Below are 23802 nucleotides of genomic sequence, written 5' to 3'. Positions count from 1 at the left end.
TAATATTGCTGTGGGAATGTTTTATAGCAAATTTGCAGTCAAATTGCTGAACCAATATTAAAATAAACAACCAGAACAAAATTGTTGAAAAATATATTTAAAAGAACATTACATTTTTATTTTTCACTTGGGATTTTTATTATCTCGATAAGTCTTTTTATATCCTTTAAGCAATCTGGTGATTTGTTTAAAGGAGATGCTTCAATCAAAACCAGTAGTAGCTATATCTCGAATGTTTTTTTTCAAAAAAAGCCAATTCTATCAAACGCTTTATCCAATAAAAAACAAAAAGGCGAGAAGAAAAATTCTCATAATCATAAAAAATCCAGGGTTCATAGTTTCCTCAAAAAAAAGAACCTGAAAATCCAGCTAGCGAATCTTTTTGCTGGTTTAATTGTTTTTGGTAATCAACAAAACAAAACGCTTTCTAAAAGCACCTGTTATTCTTTCAACCTTATTTCTTCTGTCTTTCGTCCACCAATTCTTTAATTTAATTATCCGCTAAAACCTTTAGTTCAAAAGCCAAAGAACAGTCAAAACAGATTAATCATGAAGTAAATTTCGATTTAATCTTTTGTCTGAATGTTCCTTTATTGGTTTTTTTTTAAAGAAAATGCACAAAAACTATAATTAAATAAAGATTTAAAAATTTAAAAAGATGAAAGCAAGTATCAAAAAAATAGGTATCGCATTAATAGTAACAGTAATGTTTATTTCTTGTAATAAAGAGGAATCGAATGAAAATTTGAATTCGGAATTTCCAGAAGGAATAGTAAGTTATAATTTCCCTCTTGGAACAACCAATATTCAGGGACAATCACCTATTAGCATCAATACAAGTGATACTGAAAAAATGAATACTACAGATCCTGTTATCCATTATAATGCAATAACATTAAACAGTGTGGAAAATACAAACGAAAACCTAAGAGTTAATCTGTCAACTACTGATAAAGCAAACAATTATATCATGATTAAGGGATTGAAATATGAATTACAACAGTTTCATTTTCATCGTCATAGCGAGCATAATGTAAACGGAGAATATGGTACAATGGAACTTCATTTTGTAAACAAATCAGAAACAGGAGCTTATGCCGTTTTAGGGGTTGTTATCAAAAGCGGATCGGTTAGTAGTGCCATGAAAACCCTTATCGACGCATCTCCAGCAACTACAGGAATAAATACGATGACAGACATTTTTTATTTGAATTCTATCCTGCCTTCAGATACTGGAAAATATTATAGCTACAACGGTTCGCTTACAACTCCAAATCTGGATTCAACACCAAACCAGGGACCGGTAACCTGGATTGTATTCAAGAATAATATCGAAATGACAGATGACCAGTTAGAGAGCTATGCAACTAAATATGAAGAAGAAAATTTCCGTGAAATACAACCGATAAATAACAGAACGGTTTATGAAAACATCAGATAAACTATTATTTTAAAAAGTCATACTAAATTTATAATGGTATAGGCTTAAAAAAAACTTTAATAATATAATTTTATAAAATCTACTAAATCTGCGCACTTACATTATTCCGCGCAGATTTGGCAGATTTAGTCAGATGTTTATGAGGTACTATGGAAATTAATTTTCATTTCAAATCAGTAATAATTTGTTAATCAACTAATCCATTTTCAACCGCATATTTTACAAGTCCGGCTGTATTTTTAGCATTCAGTTTTGACAATAGATTACGACGATGAGTATTGACAGTGTTAAGGCTAATAAAGGTCTTTTCAGCAATTTCAGCAGTATTGTATTCATGGGCAATTAAAACTAAAATTTCTTTTTCACGGGAACTTAATTCCGTTAAATTTGAAATTTGTTTTTCAATTTTCTGATTGTTACTCAGATATTGCTCTTCTACATCTTTAGAAAAATAATTTTTGCCTTCCGCAATAGTATAAATTGCTTCCAATAATTCTGCTTTTTCAGCATTTTTCAGCAAATAGCCATTTACACCAATCCTGATTAATCTTGAAATTATTTTCGCATTGCTGTGTGTACTGACGATTATAATTTTTATAAATGGATACTCTTTTTTTAAGATTTTGCTCAATTCAATTCCATCCATTTCAGGCATGCTGATATCCAGGAGTATCATGTCTGCCTTTTGTATTTTTAAGATATTCAAAACCTCAATACCATTTATTGCCTTGCCAATTATTTTTATTGAAGATTCATGTTCTATTAATGAAGTAATTCCCTGAAGGAACATCGTATGGTCGTCGGCAATAATAAGTTTTAATTTTTCCATTGATCAAAGATATTTTTGGTTATAATTTAGTCAGGTTATCAAGTTGTTTTTTTACATTAATCCCTTTTGTCATTTCACTTTCAGTATTTGATATTGATAAAACCGGAATCTCAATATTGGCAATAGTACCTCTTTTAAGTTTAGAGTCTATTACAAATGAACCGTTCAATTTATCTATGCGGCTTTCTAAATTTAGAAAACCAATTCCAGGTTTGTGATTATCAGTATTAAAACCAATTCCGTTATCTTCAAATAAAATGTTCAGTATATTCTCAATCAGGTTAAGCTGTAAATCAATTTTTGAAGCGTTCGCATGTTTTATTGTATTGGTTAGGAGCTCTTGAATTATTTTAAAAATTTCAATCTGAATTTCTTCATTCAATGTATCAATATCTTTTTTGGGATAAACAGTAAAAGTGGTTTTTACATTACTGGCTTCCCCAATATTAGTGAGATAAGATTCTAATACTTCACAAAATTTATGGTGTTTAAATTTCTTTGGTATCAGAGTGTGCGATAGATTTCGAACCTGCTGATACGTTTCATCCAATAAAGCAGTAAGGTTTTTAATTTTTGGTGAACTGGAAATTACTAAATGGTTCAATTGCAGTTTTATTGCTGCTAAATTCCCTCCAATACTGTCATGTAATTCTTGTGAAATACGCTGTCTTTCCTTATCCTGCCCACTAATTGATGCCTTGATTAATTTTAATTCCTGGTCTTTTAAAAGATTATTTATATTTTGTGTACTTATTTCAGCTTGTTGGATATTGAGTAAACGTTGTGTCTTTAATCTTTTGTAATATTGAAGTAATAATCCAATGATAGGAATCAAAACAATTAAAAACCCAAAAATGGTTAATAATTTAGTTTCTTTTTGTTGATTGATTTCTAATGACTTAAGCTGTTGGTCTTTTTTAAGTAAAGATATTTCGCTCAGTTTTTTTTGAGATGAATTCTGAAAAAACAATATGGTATTTTCAGTTATTTTCTGGGAAATCTGTTCCTGAAGATTCATATTTTCAATAGCCTCTTCCTGTTTTTCAAGTTTTAATTTCTTAGTAGTATTATCAAATTGTAACAGCCTGATTTCTTTTTCTCTCTGAGCAGTTTTATATTTGATTTCTAACTCGTTAATTTCTGTAATCTGCTGGGCTTTATTTATTGAATCTTTTAATTTGGTAGATTTATTTAAATACGCAAATGCAGATTTATAATCATCTTGCAAAAGAGCGATTTTTTTTAATTCATCATAAAAATATACCTGATTGTCCAAATAGCCAAAAGTAATGGCTTTTTGTAATGCTGCCGAAAAAATATCTTTTGCCTCTTTATATTTTTTTAAATCAATATAAGTATCCCCAATATTACCACGTGCTATTAATCCTATTTGGTTTAATTCATTTTTATCAGCTATGGTCACAGCTTCACTATACATGCTAATAGCATCATTTACTTTTTGCTGTAATTGATAATTTGCTCCAATACTAAGTGTAATCACAGCTTTCGCTTGTTGATTATTTGTTTTTTCACTTAGTTGTTTTCCTTGATTGTAATAATAATTGGCTTTGTCATACTCTTTTAAATCAGAATAGATGTTGCCTATATTGATATAACTGCCCAAACATATTTCTTCATCTTTTTTATACTCTAAACATTCCTTGTATGATTTTAAAGCATTTGCATTGTCTCCTAAAGCATTATAAACGCCGGCCAATCCATGCAAATGAGTATAATATAAATTGGTTTCTTTATATTTTTGTGAAACTTCAAGCCCTTTTAAATGCCATTTTTTACTAATGTCAAATAATCCTTTCTTTTTATAATTCAGTCCCATTAAATTATAGCCCAAAGAAAAAAGTCTGTTTTTTAAGGAGTCATTAGTTATTTTAGTATTGTATTTTAATGCTTCGTTAGTGAAGTAGATTGAAGAATCTAAAATAGCCTTTTTGTCATAATAATAAGCTTGTAATAAAATAACGCTGGCTTTATTAGCAGGATACTTCGCTTTTTTTAAAAAAGTTTTGGCATTATTAAAAGCTATTTTTTCCTGTCCCTTGTTATATAGGGTATATAATCCTGTTACCGTTTTTTTTTCTTCTGCTTCCAATGATTTTTTTTCAACAGATAATGGTTTTTTATCATTACTGTCTATTTGTGAATACAAAGAGATTGTGAATGATAAAGAAACAAATAAAAAAAGAGATTTAAAATTAATTACCATGCGATCAGGTTATGCATAAATAAATTTAGAGCCTTGTAAATCTGAGGATTAAAATAAATTTTATGCTTTAATAAAGCTGTTAAAATTAACACAATAGAATTTAAATTTATTCTTTTTATCTAAAATATATTAACAAATTAGTTAAATAAAAGATGTAGAAACGATGTGACAATCATAATTTTAAACTAATGAAGAAATTTTCTTACCTGATTGAATTATAATTTTAATACTTTAACTTTAAATTATATAAAAATTAAAAGATCAATTATATTAAATTTGTACTATTCAAACAGAAAAATTATGAAAAAATATTTATCTCTATCGGCTTTTGTATTACTGATAGCATTCTCTTGCGCAACAAACCCTATTACAGGAAAAAAAGATCTTAATTTTGTTTCCAATAGCGAATTATTTCCATCATCTTTCCAACAGTACGATACTTTTCTAAAAGAAAATAAAGTAATATCAGGAACTGCTGATGCTAAAAAGGTAGAAAATGTTGGAATGAGAATCAAAGCGGCAGCTGAAAAATACCTGACTTATTTAGGACAAACACAATATCTTAAAGATTATCGTTGGGAATATAAATTGGTTGATAATAAAGAAGTAAATGCATGGTGCCTGCCAGGAGGTAAAATTGTTGTTTATTCAGGAATTTTACCTATTACACAAAACGATGCAGGTTTAGCAACAGTTATGGGGCACGAAGTTTCACATGCTTTGGCCAATCATGGTGCTCAAAGAATGAGTGCTGCACAATTGCAGCAATTAGGAGCAGTTGGTGTAGCAGTTGCAACAGGAAGTCAAACTGCAGAAAAGCAACAAATGTGGCAAAAATATTATGGTTTAGGTTCTGAAGTGGGAGTTATGCTGCCTTTTAGCAGAAGCAATGAAAGTGAAGCTGATAAAATTGGATTAACACTTATGGCAATAGCAGGCTACAACCCGGATGATTCTATTGCATTTTGGACAAGAATGTCTGCTAAATCAGGAGGAGGGGCCGGAACTCCGGAATTTTTAAGTACCCACCCGTCTGATGCAACAAGAATATCTAATCTAAAATCATTAATACCACAAGCGAATGCAACGGCAGCTAAAGTTGGAATTATTAGAATATAAACTCTTTATCATGGTTTATCCACATTCCTTTTTTACTGATTACTAAATTTCTAATGAGTATTTTATTTTGAATATATTCTCCATAAGACATGTTTTTATCAAAAGAAAATATAATTTCATATTCATGTTCAATTCGTAGATTATTTAGAAAATCTTCTAATTCTTTTTTAGGAAAATCATACTCATTAGATTCATGAAATTGTATCATTCCATTTTTTTTAAAATGTAAAAAACTATACAATTTCGATGGTTTTTCCATTTTATAATACACTTTGGTGAAAGGCAAAAAAGCTAAATTTTTACTTATTGAATCTGCATAAGAGTAATAATTTTGGGCTTTTTCATTTTTATGTGCCTTTTCTGCCCGCTTTTTTTCCTGAAGTTTTATTACTTCAGGAATTATTAGTTTTAAAGGTAAACGTTTGTCTATATTGAAAATCCAATTGGTTGAAATAATGCTGTTTTTACGATTTACTTCTGCAAGAGTATCTTTACCTTTTGATTTAAAAAAAAGGTAGATAGGCGAGAGGTCTTCAACATTTTTAACTATCGAAACATTTGATTTTGGCAATAAAATATCTTCTTTGTTTCCACAAGAAAAAAGTAGGCAAATAAGCAGTAAACTAAAATATTTCATAATTCCTATAAGTTAATTTTATTAAACAGAGTCACACATTGTATTGCCTCTTTTACATCGTGAACGCGAAGTATTTTAGCGCCTTTTGTCAAAGCAATTGTATTAATGACGGTTGTACCATTTAAAGCTTCCTCAGCTGTATTATTTAATGTTTTGTAAATCATGGATTTTCGCGAAATTCCTGCTAAAACTGGTAATTCCAAAAGATTAAAAAAATCCATTTTTTGTAAAACTTCATAATTCTGATCAGTGGTTTTAGCAAATCCAAAACCAGGATCGAGAATCAGGTCATTAATTCCAAAACTTCTGGCTTTTTTTACTTTTTCAGAAAAATAGAAGAGCATTTCTTTTACAATATCGTCATATTGAGTGAGTTTTTGCATTGTTTGCGGGTTACCGCGCATATGCATCATTATATAAGGTACATTATACCGCCCAATAACATCAAACATTTTAGTATCTAATTCTCCTGCAGAAATATCATTTATAATTGCTGCACCATTATCTATACTTATTTTTGCAACTTCAGCCCTAAAAGTGTCAATAGATAATATTACATCCGGAAATTGCTTTAATATTAATTTGATAACACGAACTATACGTTCAGTTTCTTCCTGTTCTGAAACAAATTCGGCATTTGGTTTACTTGAATAAGCTCCAATATCAATAAATGTTGCACCATCAATAAGCATTTTATCAACTTGTGAGATAATTTCATCATCGCTTTTATATTTTCCCCCATCAAAAAATGAGTTAGGGGTAATATTTAAAATCCCCATTACTTTAGGAATCGACAAATCAATAAGCTGGCCTTTACAGTTAATTGTCATAATTTTGTTTCAGGTTTTCTTTGTTTCAGGTTTAGGAAGCTTTATTTCAAAAAACTTGAAACAAAGAAAACCTGAAACTTGAAACTCTTTAATATTATCCTTATTTTTGAAGAAATTTTAGCAAATATACAGCAATAAATGAAGAATACTTCCCTTGAATATGATAATGTAATTACGGTTTGCCGTACCTTATTTATCAATAAAATGAAAGATTATGGCAGTGCCTGGCGTATTTTAAGACTGCCTTCGCTAACAGATCAGATTTTTATAAAAGCGCAAAGAATAAGAAGTTTACAGGAAAATGAAATCCGTAAAGTGGATGAAGATGAAAAAGGAGAGTTTATCGGAATTATCAATTATTCTATTATGGCTTTAATTCAATTGGAATTAGGTGTGGTTGATCAGCCTGATTTGGATGTAACAAAAGCAACCGAATTATATGATGCTAAGATTAAGGTAACCAAAGAATTAATGGAAGCCAAGAATCATGATTATGGAGAGGCATGGCGTGATATGAGAGTAAGTTCCTTAACCGATTTGATTTTGCAAAAACTACTTCGAGTGAAGCAAATTGAAGACAATAAAGGCAAAACGCTGGTTTCAGAAGGAATTGATGCCAACTATCAGGATATGATCAATTACTCAGTTTTTGCTTTGATTTTGAATCCGCTTGCACCAAAACAATAATTTCAAATTAAATCCCAAATTATAGAAATGAAGAATATCATTACCCAATTTTCAAGATTATTTGTCGGAATATTATTTATCATTTCCGGATTGATAAAATTAAATGACCCTGTTGGTTTCTCTTATAAATTAACCGAATATTTTAGCGAGCCAGTTTTTAACATGCCATTTTTAGAGCCTTTAGCTTTAGGTTTAGCAATCTTTCTGGTGATTTTCGAAGTAGTTTTGGGTGTCATGTTACTGGTTGGGTATAAAACAAAAATTACAATTTGGGCATTATTACTTTTAATTGTCTTTTTTACTTTTCTTACCTTTTATTCAGCTTATTTTGATGTGGTAAAAGATTGCGGCTGTTTTGGAGACGCTTTACACTTAACACCTTGGCAGTCATTTACTAAAGATATTGTTTTATTATTCTTTATTCTGATTTTATTCTTCAATCAAAAATTAATACAACCATTATTTTCAACCCCTAAAACTAATTTTACAGTTTATGTGAGCGTAGTTCTGTGTGCATTTATGGCCGTTTGGGTTTTAAATCACAACCCAATAAAAGATTTTCGACCTTACAAGGTTGGATCAAATATTGAAAAAGGTATGGAAATTCCTGAAGGGGCACCAAAAACAGTTGTTGAAATGATTTTTATTTACAAAGTAAATGGTGTTGATAAAGAGTTTACAGAAAAAGATTTGATGAATATTCCGGAAGGTGCAGTTTTTGTTGATCGAAAAGATAAAATAATCACGGAAGGTTATGTACCTCCAATTCATGATTTTACGATGACTAAAGAGGATTCAGATTATAAAGAAGAGTTATTGAAGGAACCAAAATTATTAATTTTTGTTGCCTACGATTTGACTTTGTCTGAAGCGTCCGGCATGAAAAAGCTGGAAAAAGTAAATCAGCAAGCAAAAGCAAAAGGGTATAAAGTAATTGCCATGACAGCTTCCGGAGCGGATGAAATTGCAAAAGCAAAAAAACAATATGGACTAAATGTTGACTTCTATTTTTGTGACGCAACAACTTTAAAAACAATCGAAAGGGCAAATCCCAGTATAGTTGTTTTACAAAAGGGAACTGTAAGCCAGAAAGTGCACTACAATGATATTGAAGATTTGAAATTGTAGAAATATAAATTTATTGGTCTCAGACATAGTTTACAATTATGTATTTTAGTGTATTTTGCTTTAGCCTCTAAAAATAATTAGTGCTAATTCGTGTAATTTGTAGCTGATAAATAATGGCAGGCGTTCAGTCTGCCAGCCAAATCTTTAGACTTCAGCCCCATAGGTTTAGTTAATTTTAAGAAATGGCTTAAATAATTAAAGTTTTTAATCGGTCTTTTTTAGTTTAGGGCATAATTTTTATTTACACCTCAATCTCGAATTTATATGATTTTAATTAATTTTATAGATTTATAATTTTATCTTCGCAGCTGCGTTTTTATACAGTAATAGCTCCTAATAAACATGTTAAAAAAACTTGTTTTGATTTTTATATTTTTTGTTTGTTCGGTTTCTTTCGGGCAAATAGGAGGACGTTACACGTATCAATTTTTAAACTTAACCACTTCTCCGAGACAAGCAGCTTTAGGTGGAAAATCAATTACACTATATGATGATGATGTTAATCAGGTAATGTTTAATCCCGCTACTTTAAATCCCGATATGGATAATCACCTGGCAATGAATTACGGGAATTATTATGGTGAAGCATCATATGGTACAGCTTCTTACGCATACACTTACGATAGACATGTTCAAACTTTTTACGCCGGAATAAGCTATATAAATTATGGTACTTTTGAAGGTTATGATGAAAATGGACAAGCAACATCTGATTTCACGGGAAGCGAGGGAGCTCTTTCTTTTGGATACGCTTATAACATTCCATATACCGATATACATGTGGGTGCAAATGCAAAATTAATTACATCAACTTTAGAAAATTACAATTCTTTTGGTGGTGCGCTTGATTTAGGATTTCTTTTTATTGATGAAAGAAATGATGTGAACTGGGCTTTTGTAATCCGAAATATTGGAACACAATTCACTACTTATTCTGGAATTAATGAAAAATTGCCTCTCGAAATTATAGCTGGTGTTTCACAAGAATTAGATCATGTCCCTGTTCGCTGGCACCTATCACTGGAAAACTTGCAGCAATGGAATATTGCCTTTTCTAATTCCGCACGTGGAGTGACTAATATAGATGGTTCTGTAAACGAAGAAAAAGTTTCGTTTGTAAACAATGCCTTAAGACATGTCGTTTTTGGAGTAGAACTTTTCCCTAAAAAGCCATTTAATATCAGATTGGGATATAATTTTAGAAGAGCCGAAGAACTAAGAATAGAAGAACAGCGAAATTTTTCAGGAATTTCATTAGGTTTTGGTTTAAAAATGAATCGATTAAAATTCAATTATTCGTATTCAAGATATACTTTGGCAGGAAATACAAGCCTGTTTGGACTTGTGTTGAATCTTCAATAAGGATTGAAAATCATTTACCATAAAATAGTTAACTTTAAAATAAAATTACATTTTGAAAAATATTACCATTGCAATTGATGGATTCTCATCAACAGGAAAAAGTACTTTAGCCAAACAATTAGCTAAGGAACTATCTTATGTATATGTTGATACTGGTGCAATGTACCGTGCTGTTGCTTTATTTGCAATGCAAAATCAGTACATTAAAACTGATTTTTTTGATAAAAAGGCTTTGATAGAGGCTTTGCCAAAAATTAAATTAGAATTTAAATTTAATACAGATCTGGGTTTTGCAGAAATGTATCTGAATGATGTAAATGTTGAAATACTAATCAGGACAATTGAAGTATCCAATTTTGTAAGTAAGGTAGCCGAGGTTTCAGAAGTTCGTACTAAACTGGTCGAACAGCAGCAGGAAATGGGAATCAATAAAGCTATTGTAATGGATGGAAGGGATATTGGAACTGTAGTTTTTCCGGCAGCCGAATTAAAAATTTTCATGACAGCCAGTGCTGAAACACGTGCCCAAAGACGTTTTGATGAGTTACAGCAAAAAGGGGACGACGTATCATATGAAGAGGTTTTAAAAAATGTGGTTGAAAGAGATTATATTGATACGCACCGTGAAGATTCACCTTTGATAATTGCCGATGATGCGATAGAAATTGACAATTCTTATCTGAGTAGGGAAGAACAATTTGCCATTGTTTTAGAATTGGTAAACGAAGTTGTTAAAACAGTTTAATTTTTTGTAGATCTCATTTTTAATGGTAGTTTTACCGCTTCATTTATTTTAAAGACAATTCATCCTATGGGAATTAAAAACAGATTGATTGTAATGAGTTTTCTTCAGTTTTTTGTTTGGGGAGCCTGGCTTATTACTATTGGAAATTATTGGTTTGGAACGAAAAATTGGGAAGGGACACAATTTGGTCTTGTTTTCGGTACGATGGGAATTGCCTCTTTATTTATGCCAACTTTGACAGGAATAATTGCCGACAGGTGGATAAATGCAGAAAAATTATATGGTGTTTTGCATATTTTATATGCAGTTGTTTTATTTGGTATTGCTCAGGTTACTACTCCGGATAATTTTATATATGTTATGCTTGCCGCAATGTGTTGTTATATGCCCACAATTGCTTTAAGTAACTCAATTTCATATACTTCGTTAAAATTAAATAATAAAAATATAGTAAAAGATTTTCCACCTATTCGTGTTTGGGGGACTATTGGCTTTATTGTGGCAATGTGGATTACTAATTTAACAGATAGTAAAGCAACTGAATTTCAGTTCTACATTGCAGGAATTGGAGCTTTAGTTTTAGGAATTTATTCTTTTACATTACCAAAATGCGAACCACAACGTCTGACAAAAGAAAATGCTTCGTGGGTTGAAACTTTAGGACTGGAAGCTTTTAAATTATTTGGAAATTATAAGATGGCTTTGTTTTTTATATTCTCTATGTTTTTGGGTGGAGCTTTACAATTAACAAATGCTTATGGTGATGTTTTTCTTGATGAATTTAAGCATTTTCCAAAATATGCAGATTCTTTCGTCATTAAATATTCGACTATTATTATGTCGATTTCTCAGGTTTCTGAAACATTATTTATTTTGGCAATTCCATTTTTCCTAAAACGTTTCGGAATCAAACAAGTAATGTTAATCAGTATGTTAGCCTGGGTTTTACGTTTTGGGCTATTTGCTTTTGGAGATCCGGTGAGTGGTTTATGGATGATCATCTTATCTTGTATTGTTTATGGGATGGCATTTGATTTTTTCAATATATCTGGTTCATTGTTTGTAGAAAGCAATACCGATTCTAAAATCCGCTCCTCTGCGCAAGGCTTATTTATGATGATGACAAATGGAGTGGGAGCAGTTCTGGGAAGTTTGACATCAGGTTGGGCAATTGATAAATATTTTACTAAATCTTTTACAACATCGTCTGAGTTAGCGTCATTTTTACAAACAGAAGAATCCAATTCTAAAATGTTAAATTTTGTAAAATCCCAAGGAAATTCAATTTCCACAGATGGTATTTTTAGTAAGGAAATTTTAATGAAGGACTGGCATAACATCTGGTTATCTTTTGCTGCTTATGCTTTTATTATTGCAATAGCCTTTGCAATTTTGTTTAAACACAAACACGATCCTAAAGAATTAGAAAATTTAGGACATTAATCATTTTAATTCGGGATTAATTTATGAAAATTTGTGGCTAATAATTAATATAGTGTTAGAATTTTGCAGCCTTTCAGTTTGCAGAAAAACAAATAAGGTGCTGTATTTAAAAAATGGAATTGATTAAAAATTATTTAGAGCGTTGGAATTTTTCAAGTGATAACAATGCTTGTTCATTAATCTTTTTCTGAAAAAAACCTGTCCATCCTAGTAAATATCCTGTAAACCCAAAGGCTTGTTTTGACCATTTCCAAACATCAAAACTATCTGTATGCTTGATAATGAGCCCATCCTGAAATATAAATTGAGAGGAAATTTTATTAACAACTTTTCTGTTGGTCTTACTGAAATAATAAGTTGCTGTCCAAAGGGCAGATCCTGTAAAATCGTCTGCTTTAATATCTGAAAATTCAATTTTGATGTTTCCTTTGCTTTTTAAAAGTAACATTTCCCACATCTTAGAAACCTGTTCTCCTTTTAAAAGTCCAAAGGCAGGATCGACAAAATGAATTTTTGGATGATAACATTCATTCATTGTTTTTGCATCAGCATTTGCAAAAGCTGTGTAAAATTTAGCGATTAGATTTTCGTTTGAATTCATTTTGAGAAATTTGATTATAAAAGTAATATTTATTTTGATAATCAAACTCTTATAGAAGGCTAATTTCTGCTGCGGTGTCAAAAGTTTTCTTAGATTTATCAAAAGCAGTAGAAAAATAATTTTTTCTATTTACCGCAGTAAAATATCCGGTTTGATTTCCAAATGCTTTTGAATTTCCCGTAATAATAAATCTAATAGATTGTATATCTGTTTTTTTTAGTTTTGTAAATTCTGAAGGGGTAAAATAGTAATATGAAGTCGTTTTTCCATCTGTTGTTTCTTTCACATTTTTATCAACACAGGCAATTGCATCGCCATCAGCCAGATCAACATACACTCCACCGGAAATCATGGCTTTATCATTTGGTACTGAAATAGTTAATTTTAAAATTCCTCCTTTTTCTGTTTTTGCAATTTGTACATAAATTTCTCCGGTATAAACATATTTTTCACAAATAAAAATATATTCTTCAGTTACCGGGTAAGGTTTTGAACCTTTGACACTCAGTGTTTGCTGGGCTTTTGCAAAAGTCGAAATCAAAATAAAGAAAAGCAGGGATAATTTTAAATTCATAGTTTTTTTAGTTATCAATTATTTTAGAATCAAATTTTTCATCCCAATCCATTGATTTAATAGCAGAGATCAAATTTTCTTCATTCACAAAAACACGAAGTTCTTTGTTTGCTACCTTTTTTGTATACAATGCGCGATAGCGATAAATCGTCTCCTGTTTGGTTTTGTAAACTCCATCTAATTTCAAATCAACAAAACTTCCATAATATTGTCGAAACCTCTGGCAGGTTTTTGTCAGACGATCTTCTGTAGTATTATCCATTACAGACTTTGTAACTTCAGTTTCGTTAAAGGGTTTAAATTTAGAAGTATTGCATGTTTCTAAAACGCGTTTCCCTAAATCATAGGCTTTTTTTTGCTGATTCGAATTAATTTCAGGAGATGAAACCCTTTTGATTTTTAAATCATCAGTATCCCTGCTCACACTTTTCGATTTACAACCAATTAATAGCAACAAACATATAATCAATCCTGCTTTCTTCATAACTATTTATGTTATTTTTAATAATAAATTTGGATCCGGGCAATTTTCAATATAAAAATTCAAATCGTCTCTGCTGCAAACTCCGGGATAATCGCCCCAATAATTTTCAATATTCTTAATTATCTGAAAATGTAAATGAGGTGCGTAATCACCATTCACTTGTGAATTTCCAATTGTCGCAAGTTTTTCTCCTTTTTTATAAAAAGTGCCAACGGTAAGATTCTTTATACTTTCTAACGATAAATGTCCATATAAAGTATAAAATTTTTCATTTTCTATTTCATGTTCTAAAATAATTGTTGGACCATAGTCGCCTATTCCGGTATTATTTTTAAAACTGTATATCTTTCCGTCAAGAGCAGCCAAAACTGATGTTCCGGCATTTATCCATAAATCAAGACCAATATGGATATTCCGTTCTGAAATAGTATCGTTTCTGAAAATATTGCTTCTCTTGTATATATTACGGCCTTCGATGTAACCGCCATAGGCCACTTTACCATTGTTTTTTTCTAAAAAATTTAAAATAAAAACTTCGAAATCTTCAGAATTTTGGAGACTGCTTTCAGCTAATTCCTTATTAGTAACAGATAAATCTAACGGAATATACTTTGAATAATCAATATCCGGATCAATAACTTTTGTGGGAGGTAAAGATTTTAAGATAGAGGAAAAGGTTTTCATAAAATGGTATTAAGCTAATTTTTCAATAATTATCAATTCGTTGTGTACTTCTATACGGGGCAGCATTTTTGTTGGGTAGGCTTCCATATCAATATTAGCAATATATTTTCTGTTTCTGATATTATGGCTCTCATCAAGAATCATTGTATTAAAAAGAACAAATCCTTTCGTATTTAAAAGAGAACAAATTTTATCAGTAAAAAAACTTTCAAATAAAAAATTAGGCATATGTGTATCTTCAAAAATATCAATTATGATTAAATCATATTTTTCCCTGGTTTTTAAAACAAAATCAAAAGCATCATCAATAATAATTTCTAATTGTTTGATTTCATTTAAATTAAAAAACTCATTTGCAATCTGAATCATATCCGGATCAATTTCAACACCAGTTATTCTGTCTTTATACTCTATTTCATCAACTAATGTTTTAATAACACTTCCGCCAGCAACACCCAATAGTAAAATGTGATGCATATTCAGGATATTTTGGTAACCAATATTTCGTAAACCATATCTTAATATTCTTTGCAGGCTACCGTAAGAGTAATTTGTGTTTTCAGAATCTAAAACCAATTCTCCATTTGCCCACGTAACTTCAATTATTTTACTGCGTATCGATTTTTTTTTAAATATTTTTATTGGAATAAAATAACTAAATATTTTTTGAATCATTTTTAAGCTTTTTACCAAATTTAATATTTAAATCTTTTATTTTGCCAGATATATTAAATTTAAATGAAGAAAAAATTATATAAATTCCTTTTTTTTAAGCTAATGGGCTGGAAAATAGCAGGGATTGAAAATGCTGAAGTAAAAAAATGTGTGATGATGGTAATGCCCCATACAAGCAATCATGATTTTTATCTGGGAATTTTTACAAGAGGCATATCCGGATTGGAAATGAATTGGGTAGGAAAAAAAGAGTTATTTAAATTTCCGTTTGGGTATTATTTTAGAAGTGTAGGAGGTGAGCCTTTAGATCGTTCCGGAGGATTGAATAAGGTTGATGCAATTGTTTCTATTTTTGAGAAAAAAGAAATTTTTCGTTTGGCTGTTGCACCCGAAGGCACCAGAAAGGAAGTAACAGAAATCAGAAGCGGGTTTTATTATATTGCCCTTAAGGCAAATGTGCCAATTATTCCCGTTGCATTTGATTGGGGCAGAAAAGAAGTAAATTTTGGAAAAGCTTTTTTTCCTACCGGAAATTACGAAACAGATTTACAAAATTTAAAAAAACATTATATTGGAGTGGTGGGCAAAATTCCGGAAAAAGGATTTCAAGTATAAAATCGCTGAATTTTTAAACTTTCGTGAGAATTGCTTAAATGAAAAATAAAATAAAAAATTTTCAAATGTGGGCTAAATTTTAAATTATGGTATGTATACCTTAAATGTGCCATTTTTATAAAAAAAAACAATTCTTTCAATTTCCTCTTCAGCTTGTCGATTATTGGAATCTTTAATTTCCATATTACTATTGGATTGTATTTTTTTGTCATCTTCAAAATTAATTTTTGAAAATAAATCTTGTTCTGTAAAATTTTCATTTGGGAAAGCAGGAGCAACTGGTTTTATTATATCTGAAAAATTTTCTTTTTGTTGTATTATAATTTGTTCATCCTTTTTTGGAAAATCTCCCTTACCGTTTAAGATCCAATACAAATCAACATCGGGGAAAACCTCTAAAATTTTCATTACAAAATCTAAACTAGGTTTGTTTCTGCCTGAAAGCAGGTGAGACATACTGGAACGTTGTACACCAATTTTATCAGCAAAAGAAGATGCATTTAATCCATAATAATCAAGTATTATTTCGAGCCTTTTTATAAAATCGTCTATGTTTACCATTGTAAATTATTTTTGAACAACCCATTGTTTACAAATGTAATTAAAAGAAAGTAATAAACCAATTTTACAGTTGTAAATTATAATTTTAAGACTAAATAACTTAAATTATACGTGTAGATAATGATTCATAACTAATTGATTATTACAATTATGTAATAATATTTAACAATAGGTGTTAATTGTAAACAGGCAGTGGTAATAAGAACCAATTGAGGGCTAATAAAGTGTTTACAAATCTAAATTAATTAATTTTTCGGCAGTTTACAATTGTAAAAATAAAGATGTTTACTTTTGTAAACAAATCAAAACACAATGAATTTAGAAGAATTATTCAATCAATACAAAGAGCAGTCTATAGGGGGGCGTTATTTGACATTACACCACATTAAGCCATTATTGGATAAATTAAATATTGATAACCGGGTTAAAATTATAGGTCAGTCTGTTTTAGACAAACCTATATATAGTTACGAAATCGGGACAGGAAAAACACGTATTTATTTATGGTCCCAAATGCATGGAAATGAAAGTACTACTACAAAAGCCTTGTTTGATTTTATCAATCTATTAAATAGTGATAGTGATTTTGCAAAAAATATGCTTAAAAGTTTTACTTTTTACTGTATTCCGATACTAAATCCTGATGGAGCGACGTTGTATACACGTGCAAATGCGAACGATATTGACTTAAATCGTGATTCTCAGGATCTGACTCAGCCGGAAAGTAAAGTTTTACGTCATGTTTTCGAAGTTTTTAAACCTCATTATTGTTTTAATCTGCATGATCAACGAACAATTTTTGGCACTGGTGATTCCGGCAAACCTGCAACAGTTTCTTTTTTAGCTCCTTCTTTTAATGAAGAGAGAGAAATTAATGAAAACAGATTGAAAGCAATCAATTTAATTGTAGCAATGAATAATGAATTGCAAAAATTTATTCCCGGCCAGGTTGGTCGTTTTGATGATTCATTTAATATCAATTGTATAGGTGATACTTTTCAATTTTTGGGAGTACCAACTATTTTGTTTGAAGCAGGTCATTTTGAAAATGATTATTCGCGTGAAATAACAAGGAAATATATCTTTTTCTCATTTGTAACAGCTTTTAAAACACTTTTCGAAAACGATATAGTTGATAATGGAATTGTTGATTATTTGAATATTTCACAAAATAAAGCGGTTTTTTATGATTTTATGTATAAAAATATCAAAATAAATTATGATGGTATTGAAATTATTACGAATTTTGTCGCACAATACAAAGAAGAATTGATTGAAGATGAGATTCATTTTAACGCCTATATTGCAGAAGTTGGTGAATTAGAAAATTATTTAGGTCATTATGAATATAACGGTGAAGGAGCTGTTTATTCAGATGATATTGATGATTTTCCGAAAGTGAATCAAAAAGCAGATTTTTATTTGGATAAAAACATAAAATTTGTTAATGGATTGATAAAAAGTTAATTTTTATGTGAATTTGTTATTTTTTATATATATTTTTATCCTTTGTAACAGCAAATTAGTAATATTAATTAAAGAATTATGAGTAAATTTCGTTTAGATGAAGTAGATCACCAGATTTTAGATATGTTAATAGACAATACGAGAGTTCCGTTTACTGACATAGCCAAAAAATTGTTGATTTCTGCTGGAACTGTACATGTTAGAGTAAAAAAAATGGAGGATGCAGGTATAATAATGGGGTCTTCACTTGCCTTAGATTACGATAAATTAGGATATTCATTTATTGCTTATGTAGGTGTATTTCTTAATAATACATCTCAAACTAAATTTGTATTAGAACGAATTAACCAAATTCCATTTGTAACGGTAGCATCTGTAACTACAGGAAAGTTTAATATTTTCTGCAAAATCAGGGCAAAAGATACCAAGCATGCAAAAGAGGTGATTTTTATGATTGATGATATTGAGGGAGTTTATAGAACTGAAACCATGATTTCATTAGAAGAAAGTATTAACGATAAGAAGCGTTTGATGCATACTATCTTTAAAAACATGTAATATTCTTGAATGCTATATTAAAATATAACCTCAAGTTGTTGCTTGAGGTTTTTTTATGACTAATTAACCAACCAACTACAAAAAGACATGTACACGTTACCTAAAATTGAGCGTTTCAATCAGGATGTTCTTTCTAAATATCATATTTACAATAGTGTATTTATAACATTACCTTTTGATTCTATAGATAATACAGGGGTTTTGCTGCCTTTATTTACAGAAACTTGTGAGACTGGGTTTAAAAAACAGGAAACTCCAAAAGAAATTTTTGATTTTTTTTCCAATAAGTTTTTAAATAATGCTTCAGAAACGGAAAGGATTGATTTAATGTTTCGTTTTATTCAATATATTGAGCGCCAAATCGTATTATTTGATGCTATTGAGGATGCTGCTTTTCCGGCAGTAAACAATATGGAAGGACGTGGTTCTCTTCGCGACATTAAAGAAAAATCAGACGCAAAAGAAAAAGATGATGAACTGATTGAATTCCTTGAAAGTTTCAACGTAAGAACGGTTTTAACAGCGCACCCAACACAATTTTACCCTGGCCCTGTTCTTGGAATTATAAATGATTTGACAGAGGCTATCCGTTCCAATGACTTATTAAAAATAAAACAACTGCTGGCTCAATTAGGTAAAACTCCATTTATACAAAATGAAAAGCCTAATCCTTATGATGAAGCAGTGAGTTTAATATGGTATTTAGAGAATGTTTTTTATGAAACCTCTGGTGAAATTGTTCATTATTTACAAAAAAATATCTTACAGGGGAATTCTATTAAAAATCAATTAATAAAACTTGGATTCTGGCCGGGAGGAGATCGTGATGGTAATCCTTTTGTTACAACAGAAATTACTTTAAAAGTAGCGGAACGTTTACGTACTTCTATTTTGAAATGTTATTATATTGAAATGAGGAGTTTAAAAAGAAAACTAACTTTCTCTGGTGTAGATACTTTGGTTTCTGAACTTGAACATAAACTTTATAGATCTGTTTTTTATTCTAAAGGTGAAATTTATATTACATTAGAGGAATTACTCTCTCAATTAAATAAAATTCGGGCAATTATTATTGAAAAGCACCAATCATTATATCTGGATGAGTTAGAAGCATTTTTAGTTAAAATTAATTTATTTGGATTCCATTTTGCTACTTTGGATATTCGCCAAAACAGTAAAATTCATAATGCGGTATTTAAGGACGTTGTGAATTTTTACCTGAATTCTGGTTCAAATATATTTCCTAAGAATTACTTTGAATTGACTGAAGATCAAAAAATAGATGTTTTATCAAAAGTAAAAGGGGATTTAAATCCTGGTGACTTCGAAGATGAAATAACAAGATCTACTTTAGAATCTGTTCAGGCAATTAAAACGATTCAGGAAAATAATGGTGAATTTGGCGCTAATCGATATATAATCAGTAATAACGAAAGTGCATTGAATGTAATGGAGACTTTTGCCATGATCCGATTAAATAATTGGGAAAATCCAACAGTTGATATTATTCCGCTTTTTGAATCCGTTGACGATTTGCAAAATGCGCATGATATTATGGAGCAATTGTATACAAATCCTGAATATTCAAAGCATTTAGAGGAGAGAGGAAATAAACAAACGATTATGTTAGGCTTCTCAGACGGAACTAAGGATGGTGGATATTTAATGGCAAACTGGAGTATTTATCAGGCTAAAATATCGCTTACAGAAATTTCAAGAAAATATGGAATTAAAGTTATTTTCTTTGATGGACGTGGTGGGCCTCCTGCACGTGGTGGCGGAAAAACACATAAATTTTATGCTTCTTTAGGGCCAAAAATAGAGAATAACGAAATTCAGATTACAGTTCAGGGACAAACGATTAGTTCTAATTTTGGAACGTTAGATTCCTGCCGTTATAATATTGAAAATTTATTAAGTGCCGGTGTAACAAACCAGGTGTTCAGTAAAGGAAAAAACGAATTGAGTTCTGAAGAAACACAGATTTTAACGCAATTGGCTGGTTTGGGTTATGAAAAATACTTAAGTTTTAAAAATCATCCAAAATTTATTCCGTATCTGGAAAAAATGAGTACGTTAAAATACTATTCTAAAACGAATATTGGAAGCCGTCCGTCAAAAAGAAGTAAATCTGAACAGTTAGATTTTGCAGATTTAAGAGCAATCCCTTTTGTTGGTTCATGGAGTCAGCTGAAACAAAATGTACCGGGCTTTTTTGGCGTAGGATCGGCTCTAAAACATTTTGAGGAAACTGATCAATGGAATAAAGTGAATGATTTATACCATAACTCCCTATTCTTTAAAACGCTTTTAGAAAATAGCATGATGTCATTAGCAAAATCATTTTTACCATTAACAGCATACATGAGAAATGATCCTGAATTTGGTGAATTCTGGCAAATAATATATGATGAATTTTTAGAAACCAAACGTCTTCTACTTAAAATTGCGGGTCATAAAACCCTGATGGAGAATTATCCTGATGGTATAGCATCTATTCAGGTAAGAGAACGTATTGTGCTGCCTTTGTTGACGATACAACAATACGCTCTTCTAAGAATTAATGAATTAAACAAAGAAAAAGCGGTTAACGAAGATTTGGTAAAAGTATATGAAAAAATCGTTACGCGTTCTCTTTTTGGAAATACAAATGCAAGTAGAAACTCCGCTTAAATTTTAAAATTATGCAGGCTTCAGATTTAGTATCAAATGAATATTCTGTTTTTAACGCAACCTATATAAACGCAACTGAAAACAAGACCTTATTGGAAGGGCTTATTGATGGTTTGCCACAGTTAATCAATTTTGTAAAAAAAATACCTTCGGATAAATTAGAATATCGATATGCGGAAGGAAAATGGACAATCAAGGATATTGTTTTGCACATGATGGATACGGAACGTATTTTTGCGTATCGTGCTCTGAGGATTAGCCGTGGTGATAAAACACCCTTACCGGGGTTTGAAGAAAATGATTATGTTCCGTTTGCATTTGCCAATAACCGTTCAATTGAAAGTTTACTTTCAGAATATGAAAACGTCAGAAAAGCTACAATTAGTTTTTTTAAAAGTTTAAATGAAGAACAATTATTATTTTTAGGTACAGCTTCAAATACCAGTATTTCAGTAAGAGCAATTGGTTTTATTATTACCGGACACCAGAATCATCATTTGAGAGTAATTTCAGAAAGATATTTGTAATTAATCTAAAGCACGTTTAGTTACAAAATAACGGTATCCAATAATCGCCATTTGCCATTTTTTGGCTTTTGAAATATCTAAACCTTGCTTAGTAAAACTGGGTAAAAGGACTTTATTTATTTTGGCTAAAATTTTATACATCACGATTATTTTTTTCAAAGATATAAAAAAAGACTTTGCAGTTTCGCAAAGTCTTTTTGGTTTACAGAAAGTAACAATAGAATTATGATCGTTTACTTTCTTTTTGCATTTTTTTTAATTCTTTTTCATGAATCTTCATATCTTTTTCATGTTGCTTCATATTTTTCTCGTATTCTTTCATATGGATCTCATATTGCTTCATATCCTTACCGTACTTTTGTTCAAGATGCTGGCTGTATTTTTGCATATCGGCATCAAACTTTTGCATGGCGATATCATATTTTTCCATTTCTTTTTCAAATATAGCCGAACGCTTTTCCATCACTTCTTCGATTTCTTTTTCATAAGCTGACATATCGGGTACAAAAGCTTCCATTTTTTTTTCAAATTCAGCCATTTCTTTTTCAAAATTCTTCATTGCGACTTTGTCGTTATGATTTGATGGCGCTACCGGAGGTTTTGGCATTTTAGACATATCCGGCATAGGTGCAATTGGCATTGGTCCATTAGGAAAAACAGGAGGTGTTGGTGGTGTTGGGGGAGTTGGTATTGTTAAATTTTCATTGATGTTTTTAATTTCTTGATTTTCTTCGTTTGTTTCGGCAATTTGAAATTGATCATCATTTGTAATTATATTGATTTTTTTCGAACCTTTATTATCTGTAATGACTATTATTCCGCAACTTTTAATTGCATTGCTACCTTCAATTTGGATGGTTTGGTCTCTTCCGGTACCTTTTTCAACGTCTACTTTAATCGCAGTTAATTCATTATTAGAGTTTCTTTTTACATCAGATATCACAATGTCTACATTATGATTTTGCTTTAATTTTTCAGTAAATTCTTTTAATTCCTGGTCGGTGGTGTTTTTTCTGATTTTGTAAACATCAATAGATGATGTTTTTTCAGAAACTTCTTTAGCTATCTTTTTTTCCTGCGCGATTGTTTCAATTTGAAATAATAACACAAAGCCTACAAGTGCTGGAATTATAGCATAATACTTCCAATAATTCCCTTTTTTTGATTGATTTTTGTTTAACATAACAATTCGTTTTTTGATTAATGATTGATAAAAATGATTGGTGATTGCAACACAGCTTTCATGTGTTGTTATTTTTAAAAGCGTGTATTGATATGCTTTTTTGTCGGATATTTTTTTAGCAGCTTCATTGTCTGCGATGAATTCAAGGTTTTGAAGAATGGCTTTTTTGTATAACCAGATAACAGGATTGAACCAGAATAAGACACAAAACAACCTTGAAATTAAAACATCCATAGTGTGATTTTGATCGCTGTGCACTTTTTCGTGTTCCAGAATATTCTCCAGTTCAGAATCAGTATACATTGATGAATTGTATACGATGTAATCAAAATAGGAGAAAGGAGCAATGTTTTCTTTTATATCAATGAATTTAAAATCAGCCTGCTGTTCAATTTTTTTACCTTTTAAAATTAAATTTAAACTATAAAAATCGATTGCAAATTTTATCATAAAGGCCGAAAATCCTATAGCATAAATGATTAATGAAACCATGTCCCAATTTATTTGAAAAGAGTCTTCTGTAATGGCTTGTGGTACATAGCCAGAAGAAAAATTCCAATTTGGAGTTGGAGTAGGGTCAACCCAAATAATTTTAGTGTAAACCAAAAATGGCAAAACAACCGAAGTAACTAATCCAGCCAGTAAAAACCATCTATTGCTAATGAATTACCCCGAGGCAGAGCCTCGAGGTATCGCGTTACTCGAAAGATAACCGCAATTGATTTTTGTTAAACGATTTATAAACTATTTTTTCT

Annotated in this window: 24 protein-coding genes; 12 read left to right on the top strand and 12 right to left on the bottom strand. The window is 30.5% G+C overall.

The features are described from left to right. Positions 1-658: 658 nt before the first annotated feature. Entirely contained in the window at positions 659-1441 is a 783-nt protein-coding gene (locus tag J2W48_RS19590; protein WP_310283483.1) for a carbonic anhydrase family protein, read from the top strand. A gap of 187 nt (positions 1442-1628) precedes the next feature. Here J2W48_RS19590 and J2W48_RS19585 read toward each other — a convergent pair whose 3' ends face one another. Both J2W48_RS19585 and J2W48_RS19580 read right to left on the bottom strand, forming a co-directional pair. Next, entirely contained in the window at positions 1629-2270 is a 642-nt protein-coding gene (locus J2W48_RS19585; RefSeq protein ID WP_310283482.1) for a response regulator, read from the bottom strand. A gap of 19 nt (positions 2271-2289) precedes the next feature. Continuing rightward, positions 2290-4494, bottom strand: a complete 2205-nt coding sequence (locus tag J2W48_RS19580) for a tetratricopeptide repeat-containing sensor histidine kinase (RefSeq protein WP_310283481.1) — start codon at positions 4492-4494, stop codon at positions 2290-2292. Between the two features lie 300 nt (positions 4495-4794). On the opposite strand from J2W48_RS19580, the gene J2W48_RS19575 reads away from it, so the two are divergent. Next, positions 4795-5613, top strand: a complete 819-nt coding sequence (locus J2W48_RS19575; protein WP_310283480.1) for a M48 family metallopeptidase — start codon at positions 4795-4797, stop codon at positions 5611-5613. Here the strand turns inward: J2W48_RS19575 and J2W48_RS19570 are convergent. Further along, positions 5603-6250 carry a hypothetical protein gene (locus J2W48_RS19570; RefSeq protein ID WP_310283479.1) on the bottom strand — a complete coding sequence of 216 codons (648 nt, stop codon included), beginning with the start codon at positions 6248-6250 and terminating at the stop codon, positions 5603-5605. The two genes, J2W48_RS19575 and J2W48_RS19570, sit on opposite strands and share 11 nt — an antisense overlap. Before the next feature lie 5 nt (positions 6251-6255). After that, positions 6256-7080 carry a dihydropteroate synthase gene (folP, locus tag J2W48_RS19565; protein ID WP_310283478.1) on the bottom strand — a complete coding sequence of 275 codons (825 nt, stop codon included), beginning with the start codon at positions 7078-7080 and terminating at the stop codon, positions 6256-6258. 138 nt (positions 7081-7218) lie between these two features. On the opposite strand from folP, the gene J2W48_RS19560 reads away from it, so the two are divergent. The 5 genes from J2W48_RS19560 to J2W48_RS19540 all read left to right on the top strand — a co-directional run bounded on the left by J2W48_RS19560 (position 7219) and on the right by J2W48_RS19540 (position 12445). Further along, the gene (locus J2W48_RS19560) at positions 7219-7767 is read left to right on the top strand and encodes a DUF1599 domain-containing protein (RefSeq protein ID WP_310283477.1); all 549 of its coding nucleotides are present in this window, start codon (positions 7219-7221) and stop codon (positions 7765-7767) included. A gap of 27 nt (positions 7768-7794) precedes the next feature. Continuing rightward, the gene (locus tag J2W48_RS19555) at positions 7795-8895 is read left to right on the top strand and encodes a BT_3928 family protein (RefSeq protein WP_310283476.1); all 1101 of its coding nucleotides are present in this window, start codon (positions 7795-7797) and stop codon (positions 8893-8895) included. 342 nt (positions 8896-9237) lie between these two features. Beyond that, positions 9238-10257 (top strand): type IX secretion system protein PorQ, encoded by a 1020-nt coding sequence (gene porQ / locus J2W48_RS19550; RefSeq protein ID WP_310283475.1) that lies wholly within the window; start codon positions 9238-9240, stop codon positions 10255-10257. A 52-nt stretch (positions 10258-10309) separates the two neighbouring features. Then, on the top strand, positions 10310-11002 hold the full coding sequence (gene cmk, locus J2W48_RS19545; protein ID WP_310283474.1) for a (d)CMP kinase: 693 nt from the start codon (positions 10310-10312) through the stop codon (positions 11000-11002). A 66-nt stretch (positions 11003-11068) separates the two neighbouring features. After that, a complete protein-coding gene (locus tag J2W48_RS19540) occupies positions 11069-12445 on the top strand; it encodes a nucleoside permease (RefSeq protein WP_310283473.1) in 1377 nt (458 codons plus the stop codon). Between the two features lie 130 nt (positions 12446-12575). Here J2W48_RS19540 and J2W48_RS19535 read toward each other — a convergent pair whose 3' ends face one another. From J2W48_RS19535 to J2W48_RS19515, 5 genes are read right to left on the bottom strand one after another with little or no spacing between them, the layout of a single operon-like run. Then, positions 12576-13046 (bottom strand): nuclear transport factor 2 family protein, encoded by a 471-nt coding sequence (locus J2W48_RS19535; RefSeq protein ID WP_310283472.1) that lies wholly within the window; start codon positions 13044-13046, stop codon positions 12576-12578. Between the two features lie 49 nt (positions 13047-13095). Further along, positions 13096-13620 (bottom strand): hypothetical protein, encoded by a 525-nt coding sequence (locus J2W48_RS19530; RefSeq protein WP_310283471.1) that lies wholly within the window; start codon positions 13618-13620, stop codon positions 13096-13098. Between the two features lie 7 nt (positions 13621-13627). Next, a complete protein-coding gene (locus J2W48_RS19525; protein WP_310283470.1) occupies positions 13628-14104 on the bottom strand; it encodes a hypothetical protein in 477 nt (158 codons plus the stop codon). Between the two features lie 6 nt (positions 14105-14110). Then, positions 14111-14788 carry a peptidoglycan DD-metalloendopeptidase family protein gene (locus tag J2W48_RS19520; protein ID WP_310283469.1) on the bottom strand — a complete coding sequence of 226 codons (678 nt, stop codon included), beginning with the start codon at positions 14786-14788 and terminating at the stop codon, positions 14111-14113. Between the two features lie 9 nt (positions 14789-14797). Further along, on the bottom strand, positions 14798-15463 hold the full coding sequence (locus J2W48_RS19515; protein ID WP_310283468.1) for a spermidine synthase: 666 nt from the start codon (positions 15461-15463) through the stop codon (positions 14798-14800). A 63-nt stretch (positions 15464-15526) separates the two neighbouring features. On the opposite strand from J2W48_RS19515, the gene J2W48_RS19510 reads away from it, so the two are divergent. Further along, positions 15527-16078: a 1-acyl-sn-glycerol-3-phosphate acyltransferase gene (locus J2W48_RS19510; RefSeq protein WP_310283467.1), complete on the top strand. Its 552-nt coding sequence runs from the start codon at positions 15527-15529 to the stop codon at positions 16076-16078. An 84-nt stretch (positions 16079-16162) separates the two neighbouring features. On the opposite strand, the gene J2W48_RS19505 is transcribed toward J2W48_RS19510, so the two are convergent. After that, on the bottom strand, positions 16163-16639 hold the full coding sequence (locus J2W48_RS19505; RefSeq protein ID WP_310283466.1) for a helix-turn-helix domain-containing protein: 477 nt from the start codon (positions 16637-16639) through the stop codon (positions 16163-16165). A gap of 312 nt (positions 16640-16951) precedes the next feature. On the opposite strand from J2W48_RS19505, the gene J2W48_RS19500 reads away from it, so the two are divergent. From J2W48_RS19500 to J2W48_RS19485, 4 genes are all read left to right on the top strand, one after another. Continuing rightward, positions 16952-18106 carry a M14 family metallopeptidase gene (locus J2W48_RS19500; RefSeq protein ID WP_310283465.1) on the top strand — a complete coding sequence of 385 codons (1155 nt, stop codon included), beginning with the start codon at positions 16952-16954 and terminating at the stop codon, positions 18104-18106. 78 nt (positions 18107-18184) lie between these two features. Next, the gene (locus tag J2W48_RS19495; RefSeq protein ID WP_007805990.1) at positions 18185-18664 is read left to right on the top strand and encodes an Lrp/AsnC family transcriptional regulator; all 480 of its coding nucleotides are present in this window, start codon (positions 18185-18187) and stop codon (positions 18662-18664) included. A gap of 87 nt (positions 18665-18751) precedes the next feature. Continuing rightward, positions 18752-21337: a phosphoenolpyruvate carboxylase gene (locus J2W48_RS19490; protein ID WP_310283464.1), complete on the top strand. Its 2586-nt coding sequence runs from the start codon at positions 18752-18754 to the stop codon at positions 21335-21337. A gap of 11 nt (positions 21338-21348) precedes the next feature. Next, positions 21349-21864 (top strand): DinB family protein, encoded by a 516-nt coding sequence (locus J2W48_RS19485; RefSeq protein ID WP_310283463.1) that lies wholly within the window; start codon positions 21349-21351, stop codon positions 21862-21864. On the opposite strand, the gene J2W48_RS19480 is transcribed toward J2W48_RS19485, so the two are convergent. Next, positions 21865-22005, bottom strand: a complete 141-nt coding sequence (locus J2W48_RS19480) for an SsrA-binding protein (protein ID WP_310283462.1) — start codon at positions 22003-22005, stop codon at positions 21865-21867. Positions 22006-22087: 82 nt separating this feature from the next. Then, a complete protein-coding gene (locus tag J2W48_RS19475; protein ID WP_310283461.1) occupies positions 22088-23662 on the bottom strand; it encodes a M56 family metallopeptidase in 1575 nt (524 codons plus the stop codon). Positions 23663-23802: the final 140 nt, after the last annotated feature.

The organism is Flavobacterium piscis, assembly GCF_031457575.1.
Taxonomy (GTDB): domain Bacteria; phylum Bacteroidota; class Bacteroidia; order Flavobacteriales; family Flavobacteriaceae; genus Flavobacterium; species Flavobacterium piscis_A.
Note: the sequence above shows the minus strand (reverse complement) of the source record. Positions and strands in the feature narration are given on the sequence as shown.

Excerpts from the sequence above, each read along its gene's own strand:
- J2W48_RS19590 (WP_310283483.1), top strand. The coding sequence starts at position 659 with ATGAAAGCAAGTATCAAAAAAATAGGTATCGCATTAATAGTAACAGTA.
- J2W48_RS19585 (WP_310283482.1), bottom strand. The coding sequence starts at position 2,270 with ATGGAAAAATTAAAACTTATTATTGCCGACGACCATACGATGTTCCTT.
- J2W48_RS19580 (WP_310283481.1), bottom strand. The coding sequence starts at position 4,494 with ATGGTAATTAATTTTAAATCTCTTTTTTTATTTGTTTCTTTATCATTC.
- J2W48_RS19575 (WP_310283480.1), top strand. The coding sequence starts at position 4,795 with ATGAAAAAATATTTATCTCTATCGGCTTTTGTATTACTGATAGCATTC.
- J2W48_RS19570 (WP_310283479.1), bottom strand. The coding sequence starts at position 6,250 with ATGAAATATTTTAGTTTACTGCTTATTTGCCTACTTTTTTCTTGTGGA.
- folP (WP_310283478.1), bottom strand. The coding sequence starts at position 7,080 with ATGACAATTAACTGTAAAGGCCAGCTTATTGATTTGTCGATTCCTAAA.
- J2W48_RS19560 (WP_310283477.1), top strand. The coding sequence starts at position 7,219 with ATGAAGAATACTTCCCTTGAATATGATAATGTAATTACGGTTTGCCGT.
- J2W48_RS19555 (WP_310283476.1), top strand. The coding sequence starts at position 7,795 with ATGAAGAATATCATTACCCAATTTTCAAGATTATTTGTCGGAATATTA.
- porQ (WP_310283475.1), top strand. The coding sequence starts at position 9,238 with ATGTTAAAAAAACTTGTTTTGATTTTTATATTTTTTGTTTGTTCGGTT.
- J2W48_RS19540 (WP_310283473.1), top strand. The coding sequence starts at position 11,069 with ATGGGAATTAAAAACAGATTGATTGTAATGAGTTTTCTTCAGTTTTTT.
- J2W48_RS19535 (WP_310283472.1), bottom strand. The coding sequence starts at position 13,046 with ATGAATTCAAACGAAAATCTAATCGCTAAATTTTACACAGCTTTTGCA.
- J2W48_RS19530 (WP_310283471.1), bottom strand. The coding sequence starts at position 13,620 with ATGAATTTAAAATTATCCCTGCTTTTCTTTATTTTGATTTCGACTTTT.
- J2W48_RS19525 (WP_310283470.1), bottom strand. The coding sequence starts at position 14,104 with ATGAAGAAAGCAGGATTGATTATATGTTTGTTGCTATTAATTGGTTGT.
- J2W48_RS19520 (WP_310283469.1), bottom strand. The coding sequence starts at position 14,788 with ATGAAAACCTTTTCCTCTATCTTAAAATCTTTACCTCCCACAAAAGTT.
- J2W48_RS19515 (WP_310283468.1), bottom strand. The coding sequence starts at position 15,463 with ATGATTCAAAAAATATTTAGTTATTTTATTCCAATAAAAATATTTAAA.
- J2W48_RS19510 (WP_310283467.1), top strand. The coding sequence starts at position 15,527 with ATGAAGAAAAAATTATATAAATTCCTTTTTTTTAAGCTAATGGGCTGG.
- J2W48_RS19505 (WP_310283466.1), bottom strand. The coding sequence starts at position 16,639 with ATGGTAAACATAGACGATTTTATAAAAAGGCTCGAAATAATACTTGAT.
- J2W48_RS19500 (WP_310283465.1), top strand. The coding sequence starts at position 16,952 with ATGAATTTAGAAGAATTATTCAATCAATACAAAGAGCAGTCTATAGGG.
- J2W48_RS19495 (WP_007805990.1), top strand. The coding sequence starts at position 18,185 with ATGAGTAAATTTCGTTTAGATGAAGTAGATCACCAGATTTTAGATATG.
- J2W48_RS19490 (WP_310283464.1), top strand. The coding sequence starts at position 18,752 with ATGTACACGTTACCTAAAATTGAGCGTTTCAATCAGGATGTTCTTTCT.
- J2W48_RS19485 (WP_310283463.1), top strand. The coding sequence starts at position 21,349 with ATGCAGGCTTCAGATTTAGTATCAAATGAATATTCTGTTTTTAACGCA.
- J2W48_RS19480 (WP_310283462.1), bottom strand. The coding sequence starts at position 22,005 with ATGTATAAAATTTTAGCCAAAATAAATAAAGTCCTTTTACCCAGTTTT.